This is a genomic window from Methylobacterium sp. GXF4 (genome assembly GCF_000272495.1).
In the GTDB taxonomy this organism is placed as follows: domain Bacteria; phylum Pseudomonadota; class Alphaproteobacteria; order Rhizobiales; family Beijerinckiaceae; genus Methylobacterium; species Methylobacterium brachiatum.
Window position 1 is genome coordinate 25,737 of sequence record NZ_AKFK01000075.1, and the last position, 20,392, is coordinate 46,128.

General features: G+C 69.5%; 24 protein-coding genes and 1 tRNA gene. 13 read left to right on the forward strand and 12 right to left on the reverse strand.

The window, feature by feature from the left end:
• The first annotated feature begins 41 nt into the window (after positions 1 to 41).
• The 3 genes from WYO_RS20330 to WYO_RS20340 are packed head-to-tail and all read left to right on the forward strand — an operon-like array spanning position 42 to position 3,471.
• The gene (locus tag WYO_RS20330; protein ID WP_007565975.1) at positions 42 to 1,484 is read left to right on the forward strand and encodes a CpaF family protein; all 1,443 of its coding nucleotides are present in this window, start codon (positions 42 to 44) and stop codon (positions 1,482 to 1,484) included.
• A 20-nt stretch (positions 1,485 to 1,504) separates the two neighbouring features.
• Positions 1,505 to 2,464 carry a type II secretion system F family protein gene (locus WYO_RS20335; RefSeq protein WP_007565976.1) on the forward strand — a complete coding sequence of 320 codons (960 nt, stop codon included), beginning with the start codon at positions 1,505 to 1,507 and terminating at the stop codon, positions 2,462 to 2,464.
• Positions 2,465 to 2,490: 26 nt separating this feature from the next.
• On the forward strand, positions 2,491 to 3,471 hold the full coding sequence (locus WYO_RS20340; RefSeq protein WP_007565977.1) for a type II secretion system F family protein: 981 nt from the start codon (positions 2,491 to 2,493) through the stop codon (positions 3,469 to 3,471).
• 27 nt (positions 3,472 to 3,498) lie between these two features.
• On the opposite strand, the gene WYO_RS20345 is transcribed toward WYO_RS20340, so the two are convergent.
• Positions 3,499 to 3,732 (reverse strand): GcrA family cell cycle regulator, encoded by a 234-nt coding sequence (locus WYO_RS20345; protein WP_039903524.1) that lies wholly within the window; start codon positions 3,730 to 3,732, stop codon positions 3,499 to 3,501.
• A gap of 415 nt (positions 3,733 to 4,147) precedes the next feature.
• Here WYO_RS20345 and sseA point away from each other — a divergent pair, with 415 nt between their 5' ends.
• Positions 4,148 to 4,993, forward strand: coding sequence for a 3-mercaptopyruvate sulfurtransferase (gene sseA / locus WYO_RS20350; RefSeq protein ID WP_007565979.1), 846 nt, complete (start codon positions 4,148 to 4,150; stop codon positions 4,991 to 4,993).
• A 63-nt stretch (positions 4,994 to 5,056) separates the two neighbouring features.
• Here the strand turns inward: sseA and WYO_RS20355 are convergent, their stop codons facing one another.
• From WYO_RS20355 to WYO_RS20370, 4 genes are read right to left on the reverse strand one after another with little or no spacing between them, the layout of a single operon-like run.
• Positions 5,057 to 5,881 (reverse strand): FTR1 family protein, encoded by an 825-nt coding sequence (locus WYO_RS20355; protein ID WP_007565980.1) that lies wholly within the window; start codon positions 5,879 to 5,881, stop codon positions 5,057 to 5,059.
• A gap of 30 nt (positions 5,882 to 5,911) precedes the next feature.
• Entirely contained in the window at positions 5,912 to 7,282 is a 1,371-nt protein-coding gene (locus WYO_RS20360) for a 4Fe-4S binding protein (protein WP_047170894.1), read from the reverse strand.
• A gap of 58 nt (positions 7,283 to 7,340) precedes the next feature.
• Positions 7,341 to 7,688, reverse strand: a complete 348-nt coding sequence (locus WYO_RS20365; RefSeq protein ID WP_007565983.1) for a cupredoxin domain-containing protein — start codon at positions 7,686 to 7,688, stop codon at positions 7,341 to 7,343.
• A gap of 15 nt (positions 7,689 to 7,703) precedes the next feature.
• Positions 7,704 to 8,267 carry an iron transporter gene (locus WYO_RS20370; RefSeq protein WP_039903552.1) on the reverse strand — a complete coding sequence of 188 codons (564 nt, stop codon included), beginning with the start codon at positions 8,265 to 8,267 and terminating at the stop codon, positions 7,704 to 7,706.
• 351 nt (positions 8,268 to 8,618) lie between these two features.
• Between WYO_RS20370 and WYO_RS20375 the strand changes: the two genes are divergently transcribed.
• Complete coding sequence (locus WYO_RS20375) at positions 8,619 to 10,745, forward strand: carbohydrate porin (protein WP_039903554.1); 2,127 nt, start codon at positions 8,619 to 8,621, stop codon at positions 10,743 to 10,745.
• A 41-nt stretch (positions 10,746 to 10,786) separates the two neighbouring features.
• Here WYO_RS20375 and WYO_RS20380 read toward each other — a convergent pair whose 3' ends face one another.
• From WYO_RS20380 to lipB, 3 genes are all read right to left on the reverse strand, one after another.
• Positions 10,787 to 11,125: a DUF6883 domain-containing protein gene (locus WYO_RS20380; RefSeq protein WP_007565988.1), complete on the reverse strand. Its 339-nt coding sequence runs from the start codon at positions 11,123 to 11,125 to the stop codon at positions 10,787 to 10,789.
• A complete protein-coding gene (locus WYO_RS20385) occupies positions 11,122 to 11,301 on the reverse strand; it encodes a DUF4926 domain-containing protein (RefSeq protein WP_007565990.1) in 180 nt (59 codons plus the stop codon). The genes WYO_RS20380 and WYO_RS20385 overlap by 4 nt, the downstream gene beginning before the upstream one ends.
• Before the next feature lie 345 nt (positions 11,302 to 11,646).
• Complete coding sequence (gene lipB, locus WYO_RS20390; RefSeq protein WP_007565992.1) at positions 11,647 to 12,378, reverse strand: lipoyl(octanoyl) transferase LipB; 732 nt, start codon at positions 12,376 to 12,378, stop codon at positions 11,647 to 11,649.
• A gap of 104 nt (positions 12,379 to 12,482) precedes the next feature.
• Between lipB and WYO_RS20395 the strand changes: the two genes are divergently transcribed.
• Together WYO_RS20395 and WYO_RS20400 are read left to right on the forward strand one after the other, a co-directional pair.
• Positions 12,483 to 12,788 (forward strand): FliM/FliN family flagellar motor switch protein, encoded by a 306-nt coding sequence (locus tag WYO_RS20395; RefSeq protein WP_007565993.1) that lies wholly within the window; start codon positions 12,483 to 12,485, stop codon positions 12,786 to 12,788.
• 122 nt (positions 12,789 to 12,910) lie between these two features.
• Positions 12,911 to 12,995 (forward strand) — tRNA-Leu (locus WYO_RS20400).
• A 132-nt stretch (positions 12,996 to 13,127) separates the two neighbouring features.
• On the opposite strand, the gene WYO_RS20405 is transcribed toward WYO_RS20400, so the two are convergent.
• Positions 13,128 to 13,358 (reverse strand): DUF6429 family protein, encoded by a 231-nt coding sequence (locus WYO_RS20405; RefSeq protein WP_039903558.1) that lies wholly within the window; start codon positions 13,356 to 13,358, stop codon positions 13,128 to 13,130.
• A 262-nt stretch (positions 13,359 to 13,620) separates the two neighbouring features.
• On the opposite strand from WYO_RS20405, the gene WYO_RS20410 reads away from it, so the two are divergent.
• The gene (locus WYO_RS20410; RefSeq protein ID WP_007565997.1) at positions 13,621 to 15,567 is read left to right on the forward strand and encodes an oligopeptide transporter, OPT family; all 1,947 of its coding nucleotides are present in this window, start codon (positions 13,621 to 13,623) and stop codon (positions 15,565 to 15,567) included.
• A 36-nt stretch (positions 15,568 to 15,603) separates the two neighbouring features.
• Here the strand turns inward: WYO_RS20410 and WYO_RS20415 are convergent, their stop codons facing one another.
• Together WYO_RS20415 and WYO_RS20420 are read right to left on the reverse strand one after the other, a co-directional pair.
• Entirely contained in the window at positions 15,604 to 15,990 is a 387-nt protein-coding gene (locus WYO_RS20415; protein WP_007565999.1) for a type II toxin-antitoxin system VapC family toxin, read from the reverse strand.
• Positions 15,987 to 16,247, reverse strand: a complete 261-nt coding sequence (locus WYO_RS20420) for an AbrB/MazE/SpoVT family DNA-binding domain-containing protein (RefSeq protein WP_007566001.1) — start codon at positions 16,245 to 16,247, stop codon at positions 15,987 to 15,989. The genes WYO_RS20415 and WYO_RS20420 overlap by 4 nt, the downstream gene beginning before the upstream one ends.
• A 380-nt stretch (positions 16,248 to 16,627) precedes the next feature.
• Here WYO_RS20420 and WYO_RS20425 point away from each other — a divergent pair, with 380 nt between their 5' ends.
• The 5 genes from WYO_RS20425 to WYO_RS20440 all read left to right on the forward strand — a co-directional run bounded on the left by WYO_RS20425 (position 16,628) and on the right by WYO_RS20440 (position 19,781).
• The gene (locus tag WYO_RS20425) at positions 16,628 to 18,163 is read left to right on the forward strand and encodes a DEAD/DEAH box helicase (RefSeq protein WP_039903529.1); all 1,536 of its coding nucleotides are present in this window, start codon (positions 16,628 to 16,630) and stop codon (positions 18,161 to 18,163) included.
• A gap of 165 nt (positions 18,164 to 18,328) precedes the next feature.
• Positions 18,329 to 18,514 carry a DUF1508 domain-containing protein gene (locus WYO_RS20430; RefSeq protein ID WP_007566003.1) on the forward strand — a complete coding sequence of 62 codons (186 nt, stop codon included), beginning with the start codon at positions 18,329 to 18,331 and terminating at the stop codon, positions 18,512 to 18,514.
• 229 nt (positions 18,515 to 18,743) lie between these two features.
• Entirely contained in the window at positions 18,744 to 19,013 is a 270-nt protein-coding gene (locus tag WYO_RS20435; RefSeq protein WP_007566004.1) for a hypothetical protein, read from the forward strand.
• Between the two features lie 149 nt (positions 19,014 to 19,162).
• Entirely contained in the window at positions 19,163 to 19,300 is a 138-nt protein-coding gene (locus WYO_RS31710; protein ID WP_007566005.1) for a hypothetical protein, read from the forward strand.
• 124 nt (positions 19,301 to 19,424) lie between these two features.
• Positions 19,425 to 19,781, forward strand: coding sequence for an acyl-CoA thioesterase (locus tag WYO_RS20440; RefSeq protein ID WP_244424239.1), 357 nt, complete (start codon positions 19,425 to 19,427; stop codon positions 19,779 to 19,781).
• Between the two features lie 6 nt (positions 19,782 to 19,787).
• Here WYO_RS20440 and WYO_RS20445 read toward each other — a convergent pair whose 3' ends face one another.
• Positions 19,788 to 20,321, reverse strand: a complete 534-nt coding sequence (locus tag WYO_RS20445) for a superoxide dismutase family protein (protein WP_007566007.1) — start codon at positions 20,319 to 20,321, stop codon at positions 19,788 to 19,790.
• Positions 20,322 to 20,392: the final 71 nt, after the last annotated feature.

The window sequence follows — 20,392 nt, forward strand, 5'->3', positions numbered from 1 at the left end:
CGCCGGGACGATGCCTCACGCGGGCCGCTGGGATCTGACCCATGTTCGGTAGGCGACAATCCGGAGCCGCCCCGACGGCGCCCGCGCCGGTCCCGCAGATGCGGGCCGCCCTGCCGGCCGCGCCGGTGCTGCGCGACGCCGCGCCGGCACCGAAGCCGCCCAAGCCCGCCGCCCCGGTGGTGGTCGAGAACCTGCGCTCCGAGGATTACTACCGGACCAAGAGCCTGATCTTCGGCGCCCTGATCGAGGCGATCGACCTCACCCAGCTCGCGCGCCTCGACGCCGAGACCGCCCGGGAGGAGATCCGCGACATCGTCACGGAGATCATCGGGCTCAAAAACATCGTCCTGTCGATCGCCGAGCAGGAGGAGCTGCTCGACGACATCTGCAACGACGTGCTGGGCTACGGCCCGCTGGAGCCCCTGCTCGCCCGCGACGACATCGCCGACATCATGGTCAACGGCGCCAACCGGACCTTCATCGAGGTCGACGGCAAGATCCAGCTGACCAATGTCCGCTTCCGCGACAACCAGCAGCTGATGAACATCTGCCAGCGGATCGTCAGCCAGGTCGGGCGACGCGTGGACGACGCCTCGCCGATCTGCGACGCGCGCCTGCCGGACGGCTCCCGCGTCAACGTCATCGCGCCGCCGCTGGCCATCGACGGGCCGGCGCTCACGATCCGCAAGTTCAAGAAGGACAAGCTCACCCTGGAGCAGCTGGTGCGCTTCGGGGCGATCTCCCCCGAGGGTGCCGAGGTCCTGAAGATCATCGGCCAGTCCCGCTGCAACGTCGTCATCTCGGGCGGCACCGGCTCGGGCAAGACCACGCTGCTGAACTGCCTCACCGCCTTCATTGAGCACGACGAGCGGGTCATCACCTGCGAGGATGCGGCCGAGCTGCAGCTCCAGCAGCCCCATGTCGTGCGCCTGGAGACGCGCCCCCCGAACATGGAAGGCCAGGGGCAGGTCACCATGCGCGACCTCGTCAAGAACTGCCTGCGCATGCGGCCCGAGCGGATCATCGTCGGCGAGGTCCGCGGACCCGAGGCCTTCGACCTGCTCCAGGCGATGAATACCGGCCATGACGGCTCGATGGGCACGCTCCACGCCAACAGCCCGCGCGAATGCCTGTCGCGGATCGAGTCGATGATCTCGATGGGCGGCTTCACGCTGCCGTCGAAGACCCTGCGCGAGATGATCTGCGGCTCGATCGACGTGGTGATCCAGGCCATGCGCCTGCGCGACGGCTCCCGGCGCATCACCCACATCACCGAGGTGCTGGGCATGGAGGGCGACGTCATCACCACCCAGGACGTGTTCCTCTACGACATCGTCGGCGAGGATCCGAACGGCAAGCTGATCGGGCGCCATCGCTCGACCGGGGTCGGGCGGCCGAAATTCTGGGAGCGGGCCCGCTATTACGGCCTGGAGCGCCGCCTCGGCGAGGCGCTCGACGCCGCCGAAATCGTCGACGGGGCGTGACCGTGGCGGATGCGTCCCAGATGCCGCTCGCGGCCGGCCTGATCGGCGTCGCGGTGGCGGCCGTCGCCTATGTGGCGGTGCTGCCGCTGCTGGGCGGCCAGCGCCGGGCGAACCGGCGGCTGAAAGCGATCGGCGTCACGGCCTCCGGGGCGGCGGTGCGCGGCGTCGCGGTCAACCGGCGCGAGCAGGTCGCCAAGACGCTGAGCGAGATCGAGGCGAAGGCCAAGAACGCCAACAAGGCCACGCTGGAGCTGAAGCTCGCCCGCGCCGGCCTGAGCTGGACGAAGCGAACCTTCTACACAATCTCGGGCGGCTGCGGCGGCGTCCTCGGCCTGCTGCTGTTCCTGATCACCGACAGCCCGGTGGCGGCGGCCGGCGCCGCCTTCGCGGGCGGCTTCGGCCTGCCCGCCTGGATGCTGCGCCACCTGCGCATCCGGCGCATCGCGAAGTTCAACAAGGAACTGCCCAACGCCGTCGACGTGGTGGTGCGCGGCATCCGCACCGGCATCCCGGTGGGGGACTGCTTCCGCATGGTCTCGCGCGAGGCCGAGGAGCCGGTGCGCAGCGAGTTCAGGACGGTGATCGAGACCCAGGCGATGGGCCTCTCGCTGGGCGAGGCCGTCTCGCGCCTGTTCGAGCGGGTGCCGACCGCCGAGGTGAACTTCTTCGCGATCGTGATCAACATCCAGCAGCAATCGGGCGGCAACCTGTCGGAGGCGCTGAACAACCTCTCGGTCGTGCTGCGCGACCGGGCCAAGATGCGCGGCAAGGTCCAGGCGATGAGCATGGAGGCCAAGGCCTCGGCCTCGATCATCGCGTGCCTCCCCTTCGGCGTCGCCGGCATCACCACGCTGACGAGCCCGGATTACATCTCGCTGCTCTGGACGACGGATGTCGGCACGATCGCCCTCGTCGGGGCGGCGATCTGGATGTCGCTCGGCGTCTTCACGATCCGCAAGATGATCGCCTTCGACTTCTGAGCCCGCCCGGATTCGGACCCCGTTCCATGATCGACGCCATCGCGGAGAAGCTGTTCGATCCCCGCTTCATGGGCACGCTGCTGACCGCCATCGCGGCGGCCGCGACCGCCTTCGCGGTGGCGCAGCCCTTCTTCGAATCGGACAAGCTTTCCAAGCGGATGAAGCTCGTCAGCGACGAGCGCGAGCTCATCCGGCGGCGGGAGCGCCAGGCGGACCGGGCCCGGCCGAACGAGCGGGCGACCCTGCGCGTGGCGCCCAAGGCCTACATGAAGTCGATCGTCGACCGGTACCAGCTGCACCGCTGGCTCGGCACCGATACGGCCAAGCGCAAGCTGATGATGGCGGGTTATCGCGGTCAGGGCGCGGAGACCACGTTCCTGTTCTTCCGCTTCGTCGTCCCGGTCGCGTCGGTGATCGGGTCCGCGTTCTACCTGTTCGTGCTAGAGGTGATCGACGCCTCCTACCTGATGCGGATCGGGATGGTGATCGGCGCGGCCTATACGGGCATCAAGGCGCCGGAGCTGTTCCTGGTCAACACCGCCAAGAAGCGGCAGGCCGAGATCCGCCGGGCCTGGCCGGACGCCCTCGACCTGACGCTGATCTGCGTCGAATCCGGCATGGCGATCGAGAACGCGTTCCGGAAGGTGAGCACCGAGATCGCCGCCTCCTCGGTGGTGCTGGCCGAGGAGCTCGCCCTCATGACCGCCGAGATGTCGTTCCTGCCCGACCGTCGCCAGGCCTACGAGAATCTCGTCATGCGGACCGGGCTCGAGCCGGTGAAATCGGTGGCGACCGCGCTGATCCAGGCCGAGCGCTACGGCACGCCGATCGGCCAGGCGCTCCGGGTGCTGAGCCAGGAGAGCCGCGACCAGCGCATGAACGAGGCGGAGAAGAAGGCGGCCAGCCTGCCGCCCAAGCTGACCGTGCCGATGATCCTGTTCTTCCTGCCGGTGCTGTTCGTCGTCATCATCACGCCGGCCGTCATCCAGGTCATGCGCACGCAGTGACGGCCGTGCGCGCGACCGGGTGACCGCTCAGCGGATGCGGCCGGGACGGGTCGGCTCGAACACGATCCGGCGGTGGAAGGCGCACCAGCTCTTGCCGTCGGAGACCGGCGCACCGCAGCAGATCGCGCGGTCGTTCGGCTCGCCGATGATGTACTTGCACACGAAAGCCCCGGACTGCGCGAAGGGCACGCGCAGGTCCGCCGACGGCTCCTGGACGCCTTCGGCATCGCCGATCTGAGACATGCGGACGAGTTGATTCATGGCGGTGATCGGCTCAATAAGCATCTGCACGGTCGGCGCGGGCGCCTCGGCAGTGAGGGAGGGTTGAACGCCCTGCCTTCAGGCGGCGGCCCCGTCTCGCGTGTCCGGGACTTGCGTCTCGCGGAGCGGCATCGGGGGCGACCCGCCCGAGCCGGCCTCGACGGCTGGCGCGGTGAGCGTCATCGTGTTGTCGTAACTGGGGTTACAACGATTGAAAACAAGACCAGCGTGCATTCGCTGCATCGGACCACGGTGCGGGGTGCGTAGCTGGGCACAGAGTCGCGGCTCTTCGGCCTCGATCCGCAGGGCCTGACAAACCGCCGGAACGCGCCGCCGCAGCCCGCGACCGGGCGTGCAACCGGCCCTAGGCTGTGGTTTGGTGGGCGCTCACGCGAACAGAGCCGGATTGCGGATTATGGCCCACCCGCCCCTCGTGACCCCCGAATGGCTGCACGACCGCCTCGATGCGCCCGACATCGTGGTGCTCGACGCCTCGTGGTACCTGCCGGCCGCCGGTCGCGACCCGGCCGCCGAGTTCCGGGCCGCCCATATCCCCGGGGCGCTGCGCTTCGACCTCGACGCCATGAGCGACACCGAATCGAGCCTGCCGCACATGCTGCCGCGCTCCGACGTGTTCGCCTCGCGGATGCGGGCTTTGGGCATCGGCGACGGCATGCAGATCGTCGTCTATGACGGCCAAGGCCTGTTCTCGGCCCCCCGGGTCTGGTGGATGCTCAAGACCTTCGGGGTCCGCGACGCGCTGGTGCTGGATGGCGGCCTGCCCGCCTGGATCGCGGCCGGCTACCCGACTGAGGACGGCGACCCCGCCCCGCGCGAGCGGCGCCACTTCACCGCCCGCCTCGACCACGGCGCCGTGGCGGACGCCAACGACGTCGCCCGGGCCCTGGAGACCGGCTCGGCCCAGGTGGTCGATGCCCGCTCAGCCACCCGCTTCCGCGGCGAGGAGCCGGAACCGCGCCCGGGCGTGCGGCCGGGGCACATGCCGGGCGCGCGCAACCTGCACTACGCGTCCCTTCAGCGCGACGGCTGCCTGAAGAGTCCGGAGGAGCTGGAGCGTCTGTTCGCGGAGACCGGCATCGACCCCGACCGGCCGGTGGTGACCACCTGCGGCTCGGGCGTGACCGCGGCGATCATCGCCCTGGCGCTGGAGACGATGGGCCGGCCGGCCCGCGGCCTCTACGACGGGTCCTGGTCGGAATGGGGTGCCGACACGGCACGCCCGGTCGCGACGGGCGCTTAGGCGCGCATGTCAGGGCTCCGCCCTGACGACCCGCCAAAGGGCATGCCCTTTGGAAACCCTGACTTAAGCCGTGCGCACCGAGCGGCGCTTGTCGGCGGCGCTCCACTGCATCAGCCCGACCATCACCGCGATGGTGCCGACATAGACCAGTCCTTGCAGGGCTGTCGGCCGGTCGGTGTAGCCAACCAGCGCGTGGAGCACCCGGCCCGGCCAGGAATTCTCGGCGATCACCCCGGAGCTGTTCCACAGGGTCTGGCCGAGGATATCGACGACGCCGGCATTGGACAGGAACTGGGCCGCCTGCGAGGCCAGTCCCGCGGCGAGGAAGATGATCAGCGCGCTGGTGATCGAGAACACGTACCGGCTCGGGATCGCGGCCAGGCCGAAATAGGTCACGGCCGAGAGCAGGATGCCGGCCCCGATGCCCGCGAAGGCGCCGAACTGGATATCCGCGCCCGAAGTGCCCGACGCCACGAGACCGTAGAGGAACAGCACCAGCTCCGCGCCCTCGCGCAGGATCGCGGCGCCGACCACGATCGAGAGGGCGGCGGCCTCGCGCTCGCCCGAGCGCACGGCCTCGCCCGTCGCCCGCAATTCGCCCGCGAGCTCCTTCCCGTGCTTGCTCATCCAGGTGTTGTGCCAGATCAGCAGCAGCACCGCGACGATCAGCACGGCGGCGTTCAGGATGTCCTGACCGCTGCCCTCGAACGCGTCGGAGATCGATTCCGCGAACAGGGCCACGATGCCGGCCCCGGCGAGGCCGCCGGCGACGCCGAGCAGGACCCAGCGCATCCGGCCCGGGATGCCCCGGGTGGCGGCCAGCACGATCGAGATGATCAGGCCCGCCTCGATGACTTCGCGGAAGGCGATGATGAAGGCGCCGATCATGGCGTTCTCCTCAGTTGAACGCGGACCGCGCTACCAGACCCAGAACAGGAGCACCCAGTTGGCGACCGAGAGGGTCACCGCCGAGGCGATGCAGGCCGTGGCGGCGGCCCGCTGCAGGCCGCCCGCCGCCAGGCCGGCGACGCGCCACCCGAGCCACACGCTCCACAGGCCGGAGCCGATCAGCATGGCGGCGCGGATCTCCGACACATACGGGATGTGGATGCCGTCGCCGCGCAGGAACGTGACCGTCAGGGCCGAGAGGCCCAGGAAGACGCCGCAGCCCGCCACCGGGATCAGCGTCTGCGTGAGGTGGTGGAAGCGCGAGAGCGACCAGCCGCCGAGCGCCACGGTCGCCAGCGCCACGATCCCCGACAGGGCGAGCCCCAGGATGACGGTCGCGGCGCCGATGTAGGCCAGCAGCAACCCGCCGTCGAGCAGGGTCATCACGTCGCTGTGGTCGGGATAGTTCGTCAGCACGAACCACGGCGCGGACATCTCCAGCGGCCAGGTGACCCCGTGCTCGATCAGCCAGGTGGCAGCGACCTGCTTGGCCTCGACGAACCAGGGGCTCGACGACCACTGGAACGCGCCCACCGCCAGGGCCAGCATGCCGAACAGGATCAGCACGGTCTGTTCCAGGCTCGGCTCCTGGCCGGCGACGTGGACGATCTCGTGGTTGGGCGAGCGCAACGCGAGGCGCACCGCGCCGCGATGGCCGCTGCAGCGCCCGCACATGTGGCAGCTGCCCGAGCCGCGCATCGCCTTCACCGGCACCAGGGGGGCGCAGTTGAAATGCTCGGTTCCCTGCACGGGCTTGGGCGAGGCGGCCCAGGCGGCGCGGTCCACCTGGAAGCTGATCGGCGCGAGCTTCGAGAGCACCGCGAACACGCCGTTGACCGGGCAGAGATAGCGGCACCAAACCCGCTTGTTGCGCCCGTAGAGCAGGCCGACCACGATCGCCGCGAGGGTCGAGCCGCCGAGCACGGCGAGCACCGGCTTCGGATAGCCGTAGACGCTGGTCATCTGGCCGTAGACCGTGGTGCCGGCAAACGCCAGGAACGGCCAGCCCTGCCAGGTGATCCAGCGCGGTATGGCGTAGCCGCGGCTCCAGCGGCTGGCGAACTCGCTGAGCGCCCCCTCGGGGCAGAGCACGCCGCACCAGGCCCGGCCGACCAGCACCATGCTCAGGAGCACGAACGGCCACCAGATGCCCCAGAACGCGAATTGCGCGGCGAGCGTCAGGTTGGTCCAGATATGCGCGGTGTTGTCGGGCAGCGGCAGCAGCGCGGGCACGATCACCAGCACGCCGTAGATTCCGACGATCACCCATTGCACGGCGCGGATCATCCAGCCGTGCAGCCGGAGCCAGTCGCCGAAGCGGGCGAGCCGCTCGTCGATCATGTCCCGGCGCGAGGGCGCCTCGGCGAGGAAGGTCTGGGACGCCACCGTCAGGACGCGCTCACTTGGCCACCAGGGTGGCTTTCGCCTCGGGATGGAAATCGTCGAACACCTGGTAGGTGCCGGGATCGAGGGTGCGGAACACGATCGCGGAGGTCGAGCCCGCCGCCAGCGCCTTCTCGCGCTTGAGTTCCGTGCTCTCGAACTCCACCGGCGATTGGCCGGTATTCGAGATCTCCAGCTTGAACCGCGTGTTGGCGGGCACTTCGATGACCGCCGGCAGGATCACGCCGTCGCGCATCTCGACCTTGATGACCGGCATGTCGTCCGCACGCGCGGAGGTCGCCGCCCAGGAGGCGACGAGGAGAGCGGCGGCGGCGAGCCGGAGGGGGTGCAACGAGCGTGACACGGATATCCCTTCGGTTCAGTAGGCGCCCTTCTTGCCGACGCCGGCGAAGGTGAAATCCTGGGTGACGTCGAAGGGCTCGAACCACGGGCCGACCCCGGTCTCCTTGTCGACGTGGCGGCCGAAATGGCTGTCCTTGCCGGGCGGTGCGACCGTGACCTTCAGGCGGTAGCGGCCGGGGCCGAACAGCTTGACGTTGTCGCCGTAATGCGGGCCGTCATTGGCGACCATCGGCATCAGCATGCCCGAGACTTTCTGGTCCGTCGGCTTGTCGCCGTCGAGCTTCACCGCCTCGAAACGGACCTCGAGCGCGGGCACCCAATCGCCTTCCGCGAAGCCGTTCCGGTTGTCCTTGGCGGCGCGGATATCCGTCTCGAGATGCAGGTCCGACTGCGCGGCCTCGCGCATCATGCCGGGCGGGTCCATCTCGATCGGCTGGAGGTACACGGCCGCGACCTCCAGGCCGTTCTTGGTCACGTGCGGACCGATCGGCACCTCCTTGGCGGAGGCGGCACCCGCGGTCGCGAGAAGGGCAGCCGCGGCGAGGCCGCGGAGAATCGGGAAGAGAGTCGAAGCGCGCATGGCGTCGCACATAACGCTCTCGGCAGAAGTTTCAAAGAGGCAACCCGCCGCCGATCAAATCATAACAATTCTAAACTAATACCTCTACAGCCTTCGCGAATGGTAGTTCTTGGTCTTTACCTGCCACATTGCCGAGTTGTGGTGTGCGGGCGGAAGTTATTCCGCCCGCTGTGGCCGGGCGTATCTTGACCGGTGGATGGATGTAGGGATCGTCACGTCGTTGCCATGCGAGCCGACGACAAGGTCGCACAGGACGAGAAAACGGTGCGGTCTGTGTTCGAGACGATCTGGAACGGCTTGCGCGTCCGCAACTCCCATTATAGCAAGTGCTATATCTTTTCCGCGAGTCCGATGCCCCTCCGTTTCGCGCCCCTCCTCCGCGCCACAGCCCTCGTCCTGGCCGCGCCCCTGATCCCGTCCGTTCCCGCGACGGCCGCCGACCCCGCGGCGCGGCGCCCCGCGACGGACATCCCCGCCTATACCGACTGGTCGGGGGGCTTCATCGGCCTCGAGGGCAGCGCCAGCGGCTCCTACGGCGCCTATAATTTCGGCCCGACGGCGATCGGCGGCCGCGCGGTCCCCTCGTTCAAGAGCGGCGATTCGACTGGCCGCAGCGACCAGGGAAGCAACGCCACCACGGCGGTCGGGGGCGTGTTCGGCGGCTGGAACTGGCAGGCCGGCCCCTGGGTCTACGGCGTCGAGGCCTCCCTCGACGCGGCGAACCTGAAGCGGCCCGTGCCTTCGACTATCGCGGGCTTCGGCTACGCGGAGGTCGACCCGGCCTTCAACATCGTGCGCGCCAAGACCGACCTGTACGGCACCCTCCGGGCTCGGATCGGCTACAGCTTCGACCGGTACCTGGTCTACGGGGCCTTCGGGCTCGCGGGCGCCAATGCCCGCTTCCTGGCGAACTATCCGGATCTCGACGCCGGCGGCCAGAACACGGCACGGCGCGAGATCGGCTATCTCGGGTTCACCCTCGGCGCGGGCATCCAGTACGCCATCAGCGATTCGCTCGCGCTCGGGATCGACTACCGCTACATCGATCTCGGCGGCAGCCGGCGCTTCTCGCTGGGCAGCGTGCCCGGGGACAATGGCGGCCCGGTCACGTCCCGGGCGAGCTTCACCTCGAACCAGCTGTTCGCGCGGCTGATGTGGTTCCCGGACGGCCTGAAGGTGCCGGCCGATCCGGACGAGACCGCCCCGCACGATCCCGACAACGGCGATACCGGGCGCTTCTCGCTGCACGGGCAGACGACGCTGATCGCCCAGGGCGTGCCGGGCTTCCGCTCGCCCTACGAAGGGGCGCAGAGCCTGATCCCGCACCAGGCCCGGCAGACCACCACGGCCACGATCTTCCTCGGGCTCAAGCTCACCGACAGCACCGAGCTGTACTACAATCCCGAATTCAGCCAGGGCTTCGGCCTGTCGCGGACTTTGGGCGTCGCGGGCTTCGTCAACGGCGAGGCGCAGAAGGCCGGCGCCCCGTTCCCGAAGCTGCGCTCGAACCGCTACTACGTGAAGCAGACGATCGGGCTCGGCGGCGAGACCGTGGAGGTGCCGGACGGGCCGAACCAGGTCGCCACCCGGTACGATGCGGAGCGGATCACCCTGATCGCCGGCAAGTTCGCGCTGGGCGACTTCTTCGACGGCAACGTCTACGCCCACGACCCGCGGGTCGACTTCTTCAACTGGTCGCTCTGGGGCGCCTCGGCCTGGGATTTCCCGGCCAACCTCCCGGGCTTCACCCAGGGCGTCTACGCCGAATACAACCGGCCGGACTTCGCGATCCGCGCCGCCTACACGCAGGTGCCCAAGGAGCCGTCGAGCGACGTGCTCGACCCGCGGGTGTTCCGGCGCGCCGGCCTGAACGCCGAGTTCGAGGAGCGCCACATCCTCCCGTGGCTGGAGCAGCCCGGCAAGATCCGCATCGGCCTGTTCTCGAATGTCGGGGTCTCGGCCAACAACCGGCAGCTCGTCACCCTCACGCAGCTCGGCCTGTTCGACAACGGCAGCGACGCCGCTCTCGCGACCCGCAAGCCGCGCCGCAAGACCGGCGGCTACATCAACCTGGAGCAGGCGCTGACCCCCGAGCTCGGCCTGTTTGCCCGGGCCAGCCTGAACGACGGGCGCACGGAGAACATCTCCTTCACCGATATCGACCAGAGCTTCTCCGGGGGCCTGTCGCTGAAGGGCAAGGCCTGGGACCGCCCGGACGACACGATCGGCCTCGGCGCGGCGATGAACCGGCTCTCGCCCTCGCACCGCGCCGCCTTCGCGGCCGGCTATTACGGCCTGCTGATCGGCGACGGGCGGCTCAATTACGGCAGCGAGCGGGCCGTGGAGACCTACTACGCCCTGAACCTCACGAAGTTCTTGACTCTGACCTTCGATTACCAGTTCGTGGCCAATCCCGGCTACAACCGCGACCGCGGGCCGGCGCATTTCTTCGCGTCGCGGCTGCACGCGGATTTCTGATCGGCCCGAGCGGTCCGGCAGGTCGATCCTGAGCGAGGGCGTCAGCGCCCGTCGTCGGGATAGGCGGTGACGAGGCGGGCACCACGCTCGCCCGTTGGGACGATCCATACCGTCAGGATGCAGGGGTCACGGCCGTCCGGCGTCCGGACGCGACAGCGGACGGTGTATTTCACACCCCAGCGGCTGTGCTCCGTATCGGCAACGGGACTGCGGTCCGGATGAGCGATGAAGGCCGCCGTGATGATGTCCGGACGGTCGAGCGAGAAGCCGAAGGCCTGAAAGAACGCTGCCTTGGACCCGCCCACCGGGTGATCCGGCCGGAGCAGGTAGTCGGTCAGCTTGCTGGGTGGAACGCTACGGGGCGGAACGGTGACGGTCACGCAGCCGAAACCCGGGACAGGCTCGGCGCAGGAACCGTTGCCACGGCGTGGAAGGGGTCGACGAATTCCACCTCATAGGCCTCGCCGTCGCCGTGGACGAACACGACCGCACCCCGGGCACCGACCGGCAGCTTGCGTCCATCCTTCAGAGTCAGGTCGTGGGATAGAGCGACCATGCTGTGCTCGGGATCACGGTCGATGCGCCGGCATCCAGCATGCGCCGCAGATTTTCGACGAACACGGCGGAGAACACGCGCTCATCGATGGCTTTGCGCAGGAGCCGCAGCAGATCGTCCTCCGGCAGATCCAGGGGCCGCGCCTGAAAGCGACCGTCCTTCCACCAGGAGAAGCGTATCTCGTCGGCCCCGGTGGCCCTGATCCTCAGACGCTCGATGCGAGCGCCGCCCTCGTCCGCGCTGGCGATTTCATCGGGTATCTCGTCGAGCGCATTGGCCGCTCCCTCACATAACCGCAGGATACACGATGGCTCCGTTGAGCGTGCAGGTCGCGAGGACGCGCGCTTACGGCTCGGCCTCGATCGCCGTCGCCCCGAAAATCTCCTCGAAGGCGGCGCGCAGCTGCATGTCGACCTCCGCCAGGCTCACCGGCAGGCCGAGATCGACCAGGCTCGTCACCCCGTGCTCGCGCACGCCGCAGGGCACGATGCCGGCGAAATGCGACAGGTCGGGCTCGACGTTCAGGCTGATCCCGTGGAAGCTGACCCAGCGGCGCACCCGGATGCCGATGGCAGCGATCTTGTCCTCCACCCCGGGCCCCTTCTCGGGGCGGCGCACCCAGACGCCGACCCGGTCCTCCCGGCGCTCGGCCCGGACGTTGAAGGCCGCCAGCGTCTCGATCAGCCAGCCTTCGAGGCTCGCCACATAGGCGCGCAGGTCCCGGCTCCGGCGGTCGAGGTCCAGCATCACGTAGGCGACCCGCTGGCCCGGGCCGTGATAGGTGTACTGGCCGCCCCGGCCCGTGGCGTGGACCGGGAAGCGACTGGGGGCCACGAGGTCCTCGGGCTTCGCCGAGGTGCCGGCCGTGTAGAGCGGCGGGTGCTCGAGCAGCCAGACGCATTCGGGTGCCGCGCCGCGCGCGATCCGCTCCACGCGCGCCTCCATCCAGGCCACCGCCTCCGCGTAGCCCACGGGCGTGTCGCTCACGCGCCAGCCCACCGGACCGGCGGCCGGATCCGAGCCGGGCCGCTTCGGAAAGGCGTGGGGCGAGACCGTGAGGCGGGGCGCGTTTACCAAGGGTTCACCATCCTGCGTCGATGGTCGAAGCCTTCAACATCCGCGGCCGGCGGTGGCAAGGTTTTGCGTGCTCCGGGTCGGCTGCGAGACGGGATGGGCAAGCGGTGGCGGTCTTCGAGACCCTGAAGGTCGATCTGACGGTGGTGCTCGGCCGGGCGCGGATGCCGCTGCACATGCTGCTGCGCATGGGCCGCGGCGCTGTGATCGAGCTGGAGGCCAGCGACAGCGACATGGTCGAGATCCTGGCCAACGATCACCCGATCGCCCGCGGGCAGATCGTCGTGACCGGCGACCGCATCTCCGTCGAGGTGACGGAACTGATCCGCAAGGCGGCGGCGATCGTCGAGCCCGGCACCACCATCGGCGACAGCGCGACGCCTTTCCTGGACGACGACTACGCTTCCGTTTGAGCGGGGCGCTTGTCGGCGGCGGATCGATCTGTTATCCGCTGCGCCGCCCGACATGACGACGACCCGAGGGGTTCCCCGGAGGTCGCAGCGTGGGGGCGAACGGGCGGATCTTCGCGTCCGATGCGGCCATGGCGGAATTGGTAGACGCGCTAGCTTGAGGTGCTAGTCCCGCGAGGGGTGGAGGTTCGAGTCCTCTTGGCCGCACCACACGTTCGATGTGGTGCTCTTCCTCAGAAACGGATCGTTGGGCGTGAGGCCGCGATCATCGGTTCGGGAAGCAATCTTCTCTCGATCACACGATATGGAGCCCGGCAGGGCAGCCCCCGAAAGCCGGGGCGGTCAGTCCTTGCGGGTGAACAGGGCTTCGAACAGAGCTTCCGATCGGCGCAAGCCCTCCTCGGTCAGCACCACGGACTTGGCCCGGCCGACCGGATCGCCGATCAGCCCCTTCGCGTGAAGGCGGCCCAGCGTCGCCCAGTCGAACCCTTTCCAGGCCCGACGCTCGCCGTGGAGCGTCAGCCACAGAAGGGCGAGCACCGCCTCGTCAATGCGCTCTTCGTCGATCTGCATCATCGGATATGAGCATCGCGCGCCTGCATCGCCGCCAGCTTGAAGCGCAGGTGGCGAGCCGTGCAAGTTTCACGGCCCGAGATATCCACATCCGAACAACACGATCGTTGAGGTGAGCTTTTCATCCAGAATGCGGATGTCGCGTCGATAGAAACATCGGCCGCAAGCCGACTTAGACCGGGATGATACGCGGGCGCGCCGGTTGTATCCCTCAGCCGCCTATCGATAAACTCGGCGGATGAGGTCCCGGAGCCCGATTCGCATGTCCAGCGGCACCACGCCCGCCGAACTGACCTGGCGCGGCCTCCTGCTCGGCGGCGCGCTGACGCTGCTCTTCACCGCCGCCAACGTCTATCTCGGACTCAAGGTCGGCCTCACCTTCGCGACATCGATCCCGGCCGCGGTGATCTCCATGGCGGTGCTGCGGCACCTGCCCGGCGCCACGGTGCTGGAGAACAACATCGTGCAGACCGTCGCGTCGGCGGCGGGCACACTCTCGGCGATCATCTTCGTGCTGCCCGGCCTGGTGATGATCGGCTGGTGGCACGGCTTCCCCTGGCTCACCACCGCGGGGATCACCGCGACGGGCGGGATCCTGGGCGTGATGTTCTCCGTGCCCCTGCGCCGCGCCCTCGTGGTCGATTCGGACCTGCCCTATCCGGAGGGGCGCGCCGCCGCCGAGGTGCTGGCGCTCGGCACGCAGGGCGCCGCGGGACAGGCCGACAGCGCGCTGGGCCTGCGCATCCTCATCTGGAACAGCCTGGCCTCGGCCGGCTTCGCGATCCTGGCCCAGACCCGGCTGGTGCTCGACAGCGCCGCGACCTGGTTCCGCGTCGGCGCCGGCGCGACCGGCATCGCCGGCAACCTGTCCTTCGCGCTGCTCGGCGTCGGCCATCTGGTCGGCCTGTCGGTGGGAGCCGCCATGGCGCTCGGGCTGGTGATCGCCTGGGTCGTGCTGGCCCCGATCCTGACCGCGCAGCAGCCGATGCCGGACGTGTCGGTCGAGGCCTGGGTCGGCGCCGTGTTCCGGCAGGAGGTGCGGTTCTTCGGCGCCGGCGTGATGGGCGTCGCGGCGATCTGGACGCTGATCCGGATCGCCCGCCCGGTGCTGGGCGGCATCCGCTCGGCCCTCGCGGCCGGGCGGGCGCGTCAGGCCGGCGCGACGCTCGTGCTGGAGGAGCGCGACCTGCCGGTGACGGTGGTCCTCCTGGTCTCGGTGAGCCTGCTCCTGCCGATCGGCTGGCTTCTGTGGGACGTCCTCGCCGGCACGAGCCTGGAGCGTCACGGCGTGCTGCTGGTCGCGGGCGGCCTGCTGTTCGTCGGGGTGATCGGGCTCGTCGTGGCCGCGGTGACCGGCTACATGGCCGGGCTGATCGGCGCCTCCAACTCGCCCGTGTCGGGCATCGGCATCCTGGCCGCGCTGGCGAGTTCGGCGATGCTGCTGGGGCTGCTCGGCCGCGACGCGGATGCGCAGAGCAGCGGGGCGCTCGTCGCCTACGTGCTGACCGTCACCGGCATCGTGTTCAGCATCTGCACCATCGCGAACGACAACCTGCAGGACCTCAAGACCGGCCAGCTCGTCGGGGCGACCCCGTGGAAGCAGCAGACGGCCCTGATCGTCGGCGTGGTGTTCGGCTCGGCGATCATCCCGCCGGTGCTGAACGTGCTGGCGACGAGCTTCGGCTTCGTCGGGACGCCCGGGGCCGGCCCGAACGCCCTGGCCGCCCCGCAGGCGGGCCTGATCTCGACCCTCGCCAAGGGCGTGCTCTCGGGCGAGGGCAACTGGCGCATGCTGGGCTGGGGCGCGGCCGCGGGCGTGGGGCTGGTCGCCCTGGACGAGACCCTCGGCCGGCTGAACCGCCTGCGAATCCCACCGCTGGCCGCCGCCTTCGGGATCTACCTGCCCATGAAGCTGATCGCGCCCCTGGTGGCCGGCGCATTGATCGGCACGGTCTACGAGCGCTGGGCGCGCCGCCAGGCCGACCCGGAGCGTGCGATCCGGCTGGGCACCCTTACGGCCACGGGGCTGATCGTCGGCGAGAGCCTCTGGGGCGTCGCCTTCGCGCTGATCGTCTACGTCTCGGGCGACGATGCCGCCCTGGCACTGGTCGGCGACGGCTTCGGCGGCCCGGCGCTGATCGGCGGTCTGGTCCTGTTCGCGGGCCTGACGGCGGGGCTCTACCGACAGACGCGGCGGTTGGTGGGCTGACGCGAGCCGGGCGCCCCGCTTTCGTATCGCGCGGCGCTAGCGGACCAGTTCGACCGTCAGCCCGGGCACGCCGACCTTGGCCCATGCCCTATCGGTCGTCAGCACCGGCAAACGAAGCTTCACTGCGAGCGCCATGCAGGTTAGGTCACCGATCCCGCTCCCGAACTGTCGCGTGGCGCCCGTCAGCAATGCGGCCGCGAAGGCAGCCTCGCGGTCATGCGCATGTATGTCGAGCCGCAGGTTCTGCAGCAATGTCTCGATGACCGGCAGATCCAGTCCCCGCAGAAGAAGAGCTTTGATGAGCTCTTGAAGGTTCACTGCGGACATCGCCGCCTGGCCGACGTAACGGGCGACCAAATCGGCTCCGGGCTCATCGCGTAGAAGGGCGATGACGGCCGAGGTGTCGAAGACGACGGCGCTCACACGATCGAATCCTGGCTTTCCTCCTCGGCGCGGCGCTCCTTCAGGAAGGCGGAGGAATCGGCATCATGCCGAACGTTCTCGCGGTAGAGAGCCTGAAGCTTCGCGACGGCGCGGCTCACCGGTGAAAGGCGCACCTCGTCGCCGTCGACAGTCACGACGAGCCGGGTCTCGCCCGTGACGCCCAAAGCCTCGCGGACGGATTGCGGGAGAACCATGCGGCCGTCGGCGGCCACCTTCGCGTCGGTCACGAACCGCATCGCAGGATCCTCAGCTTCACAGCTCAATCTACCACACCGGCCCGCGCCCGTCGTCAGGACGTCGCGGACAGAGACGCATCGCCGAGCCGTGCACCCACGCGATCGGTGCCATGTCATCCGGGGCGCAGCCATGCATTGACTTCGCAGCCGCACACCCGCATATCGGCGATGCAGCGTCAGCGGCCGTCATGGCCCGCTTGAGGGGGCTGCGTGACGGATCGGGCGCCTTCCGGCGTGATCCGGCCCCCCTCTTCATAACGTGCATGCACCCGGGCCGCCCCATCACGCGGGCTGCCCCCTGCCAACGGACCGACCTGTATACCGCGCTGCTCGCAAACGACGCGAAGCGCCCGGCCGGCCCTGCTGCATCGGATATCTCTTTGACCCAATTCACCGATTTCGGCCTTGCCCAGCCCGTGCTCCGGGCGCTCGGCGAGGCTGGTTACGTCACGCCGACCCCGATCCAGGCCCAGGCGATCCCGCCGGCCATGGAAGGCCGCGACCTCTGCGGCATCGCCCAGACCGGCACCGGCAAGACCGCGGCCTTCGCGCTGCCGATCCTGCACCGTCTCTCGCTCTCCGATCGCCGGGCCCCGCGCCGCGGCTGCCGGGTGCTGGTGCTCTCGCCGACCCGCGAGCTCGCCAACCAGATCGCCGAGTCCTTCGCGGATTACGGTCGGCACCTGTCCTACACCACCACGGTGGTGTTCGGCGGCGTCACGATCAGCCGCCAGGAGCGGGCCCTGGCCCCCGGCGTCGACATCTTGGTCGCCACCCCGGGCCGGCTCATCGACCTGATCGAGCGCCGCTCGCTGACCCTCGAAGGCGTCGAGATCCTCGTCCTCGACGAGGCCGACCAGATGCTGGATCTTGGCTTCATCCACGCCCTCAAGCGCATCGTGAAGATGCTGCCGGCCCAGCGCCAGAGCCTGTTCTTCTCGGCCACCATGCCGAAGAACATCGCCGGCCTGGCCAGCCAGTACCTGAAGGATCCCGTGCAGGTCGCCGTGACCCCGGTGGCCACCACGGCCGAGCGCGTCGAGCAGAAGGTCATCTTCGCCCATACCGGCGCGAAGCAGGCGTTGCTCGCTCATATCCTGCGGGATCCGGCCATCGACCGCGTCCTGGTCTTCACCCGCACCAAGCACGGGGCGGACCGGGTCGTGCGCGGCCTCGACAAGGTCGGGATCGCCGGTGCCGCGATCCACGGCAACAAGAGCCAGCCGCAGCGCGAGCGGGCGCTCCAGGCCTTCCGCGACGGCGATTGCCGGGTGCTGGTGGCCACCGACATCGCCGCCCGCGGCATCGATGTCGACGGCGTCAGCCACGTGGTCAATTTCGACCTGCCGAACGTGCCGGAGAGCTACGTCCACCGCATCGGCCGCACCGCGCGCGCCGGGGCGACCGGTCTGGCGATCTCGTTCTGCAACGACGAGGAGCGGGCCTACCTGCGCGACATCGAGCGGCTGACCCGCCAGAGCGTGCCGGTGGCGGGCTTCCCGGAGGGCTTCACGCCCCCGTCCCGCCAGGAGGCGGCCGACATCGCCCGCGAGGAGGAGCGCCGGCCCGAGCGCCAGCAGCAGCGTCCGGCCGGCGGCCGTCCCGGCCAGCGGTCCCGTCCGCAGCAGGGCCGTCCCCAGCAGGGACGCCCGGAAGGCGGCCGCGGCTTCGGCGGCGGCCAGGGCCAGGGTGCCCCGCGCCAGGGCCGTCCGCAGGACGGTCGCGGCCCCGCCCCCCAGGGACGCGAGGCCCGGTCGGACCGGCCCGCCCGTCCGCAGGGCGAGCGTCCGGCCCAGCAGCAGGCGCGCCCGGCCCGCGACAGCCGCCCCCAGCGGGCTGATGCCCGCCCGCGCAGCGCCGGCGGCGCCGGCGAGGGCCGCAACATCGGCTGGCTGGAGCGGTCGCCCCGGTCCTGAGGACAAGCAGGGCGCTGCCCTGTACTCGCAAAAGGTCCCGGACCTTTTGAAACCAGGGTTTTTCTGAGAACCTCAAAAAGCCGCCCCGGGAGGAGACTTCCGGGGCGGCTTCTTTTTTGGGCGCGGCATCCCATCTCACCGGATGGTCAGACAGGAGCCTGCCCCATGCGGTTCGAACTCTATCGGGATGCCAAGGGCGAGTGGCGCTGGCGCCTGCGGGCGCAAAACGGCGAGGTGATCGCGGATTCCGGGGAGGGCTACCTCCGCCGCGAGGATTGCGAGCACGGCATCGCCCTCGTCCGCCAGAGCGCGGAGGCGCGCCTCGTCGATATGACCACCCAGATCGCCTGAGCGTCCGCGCGGTTGAGGATCTAAGCTCTTGATGCAGCGCGACGAAGTCCGGCGGGCCGCCAGGCCGGCCGGCGGCCGCTGCCGAAAATAAACCCTTTCGCCTATCCGTAGCGGTTACGCTGCAACGCTTGCCATCGCCCGTGCGTTGCAGCGTTTCGGACCGCCGGGAGGTTGCTCGTGCCTCGCGGTCCGTCGTCCAAGACGTGATCACGCGAAGGGAGTCGAGACCGTGCTGAGGAAATTCCTGCTCGCGGCCCTGCTGGTGCTGGGCTTCGCGGCTGCTGCGCCCCAGGGCGCGTCGGCCGCGCCGGTCGGCCCGGGCATCGCCCTGCCGGCCGATGCCGCGCCGGCCGTGGCCCAGAAGGCCCAGTACTACTACCGCCGTCGGTTCTATGGCCCGCGGCCGTTCTACCGCCGCCCCTACTACCGCCGCCGGTTCTACTACGGCCCGCGGCCGTTCTACCGCCGTCCGTATTACCGCCGTCGGTTCTTCTACTAAGCTCTTCCCGATCCTGACCGGCCCGGCGGCTCACACGAGGCGCCGGGCTTTTTCATGCCCTGATTCGGGATGCGCGGCCGGGCTCCATGCCGTATAATGCAGGAAAGACCGGCGCCTGCGGCGGACCGGCCCGCCCGGGAGGAGTTCCGATGAACGATATCGTGCAGCGCGCCGAGTCCACGGCCGCGACGCCGGACCTCTGGCAATCGATCCCGCTCGAATGCATCCTGGGCGCGGTCACCGTCTTTCTGGCGGCGGGACTGAAGCTCGCCGGCCTCCTTCCCTGACGGCGCGCGAGACAGGCGGATGGACGGCATGCAGCACGTCGGACGCGCGAATGGCGAGGGCGAGCGGGCGCCGGCGCCCGAGGCGGACCTGCCGCGGGGGGATCTGACGGTTCGGACCATCGCGATGCCGGCCGACACCAACGCCAACGGCGACATCTTCGGCGGCTGGGTGCTGACGCAGATGGACCAGGCCGGCGGCATCGCGGGGGTCGACCGGGCCCAGGGCCGGGTCGTCACCGTGGCCCTCGACGCGATGACCTTCATCCGGCCGGTCCGGGTCGGGGACGTCCTGTGCGTCTACACCCGAGTCTCGCATGTGGGCCGGACCTCGATGAAGATCGAGGTCGAGGCCTGGGCGCGGCGGTTCTGCACCCAGGTCCGCGAACGGGTGACGCAGGCCACCCTCACCTTCGTGGCGATCGACGAGGCCGGGCGCCCGCGCCCGATCCCGCCCCTGGTGCCCTCGCCCAACCCGGCCTGACCGACGCTACTTGATCACCGCGCAGGCGACCCGGTCGCCGGCGCCGCCGATCGGCTGGCTGGTGTGGTCGTCCTCGTTGGCGTGGACGATCAGCGCCGAGCCGTCGCCGTCCTTGAGGCCGCCCTCGCCGGTGAGCGGCGTCTCGCTGGTCACCTCGGCATTCGCCGAGCCGTCCTGGTTCGCGTAGAGGTTCGGCAGGTCGCCCTCGTCCGGCCCGTCTGGGTTGAGCAGGCCGTGCTTGCTCTGGTCGTGATTCACATGGGCCTTGGAGTTCAGGAATTTCGGATCCGAGCAATCGCCCACCGCATGGAAATGCATGCCGTGCCAGCCGGGCGGCAATCCGCCGGGCTGGATCGCGACGCGCAGCACCAGGCTGTTGGCGCCGTCGCGGATCGCGATCGTGCCGATCGTGTCGCCCTTGGCGTTCTTCACCGGCGCCTGGAACGTCTCGGTGGGCTTGGCGGCTGCCGGCTCCTGGGCCAGGGCGCCGCTCGCCGCGAAGGGTCCCAGCAGCGCGAGCAGCGGCAGGATGCGTGTCATACGGTGGCTCTCCTCTCCAGCCCGGTCTAGGTAGGATACAGGCCGCCCCTTCGACAGGGCCGGCCCCGAAA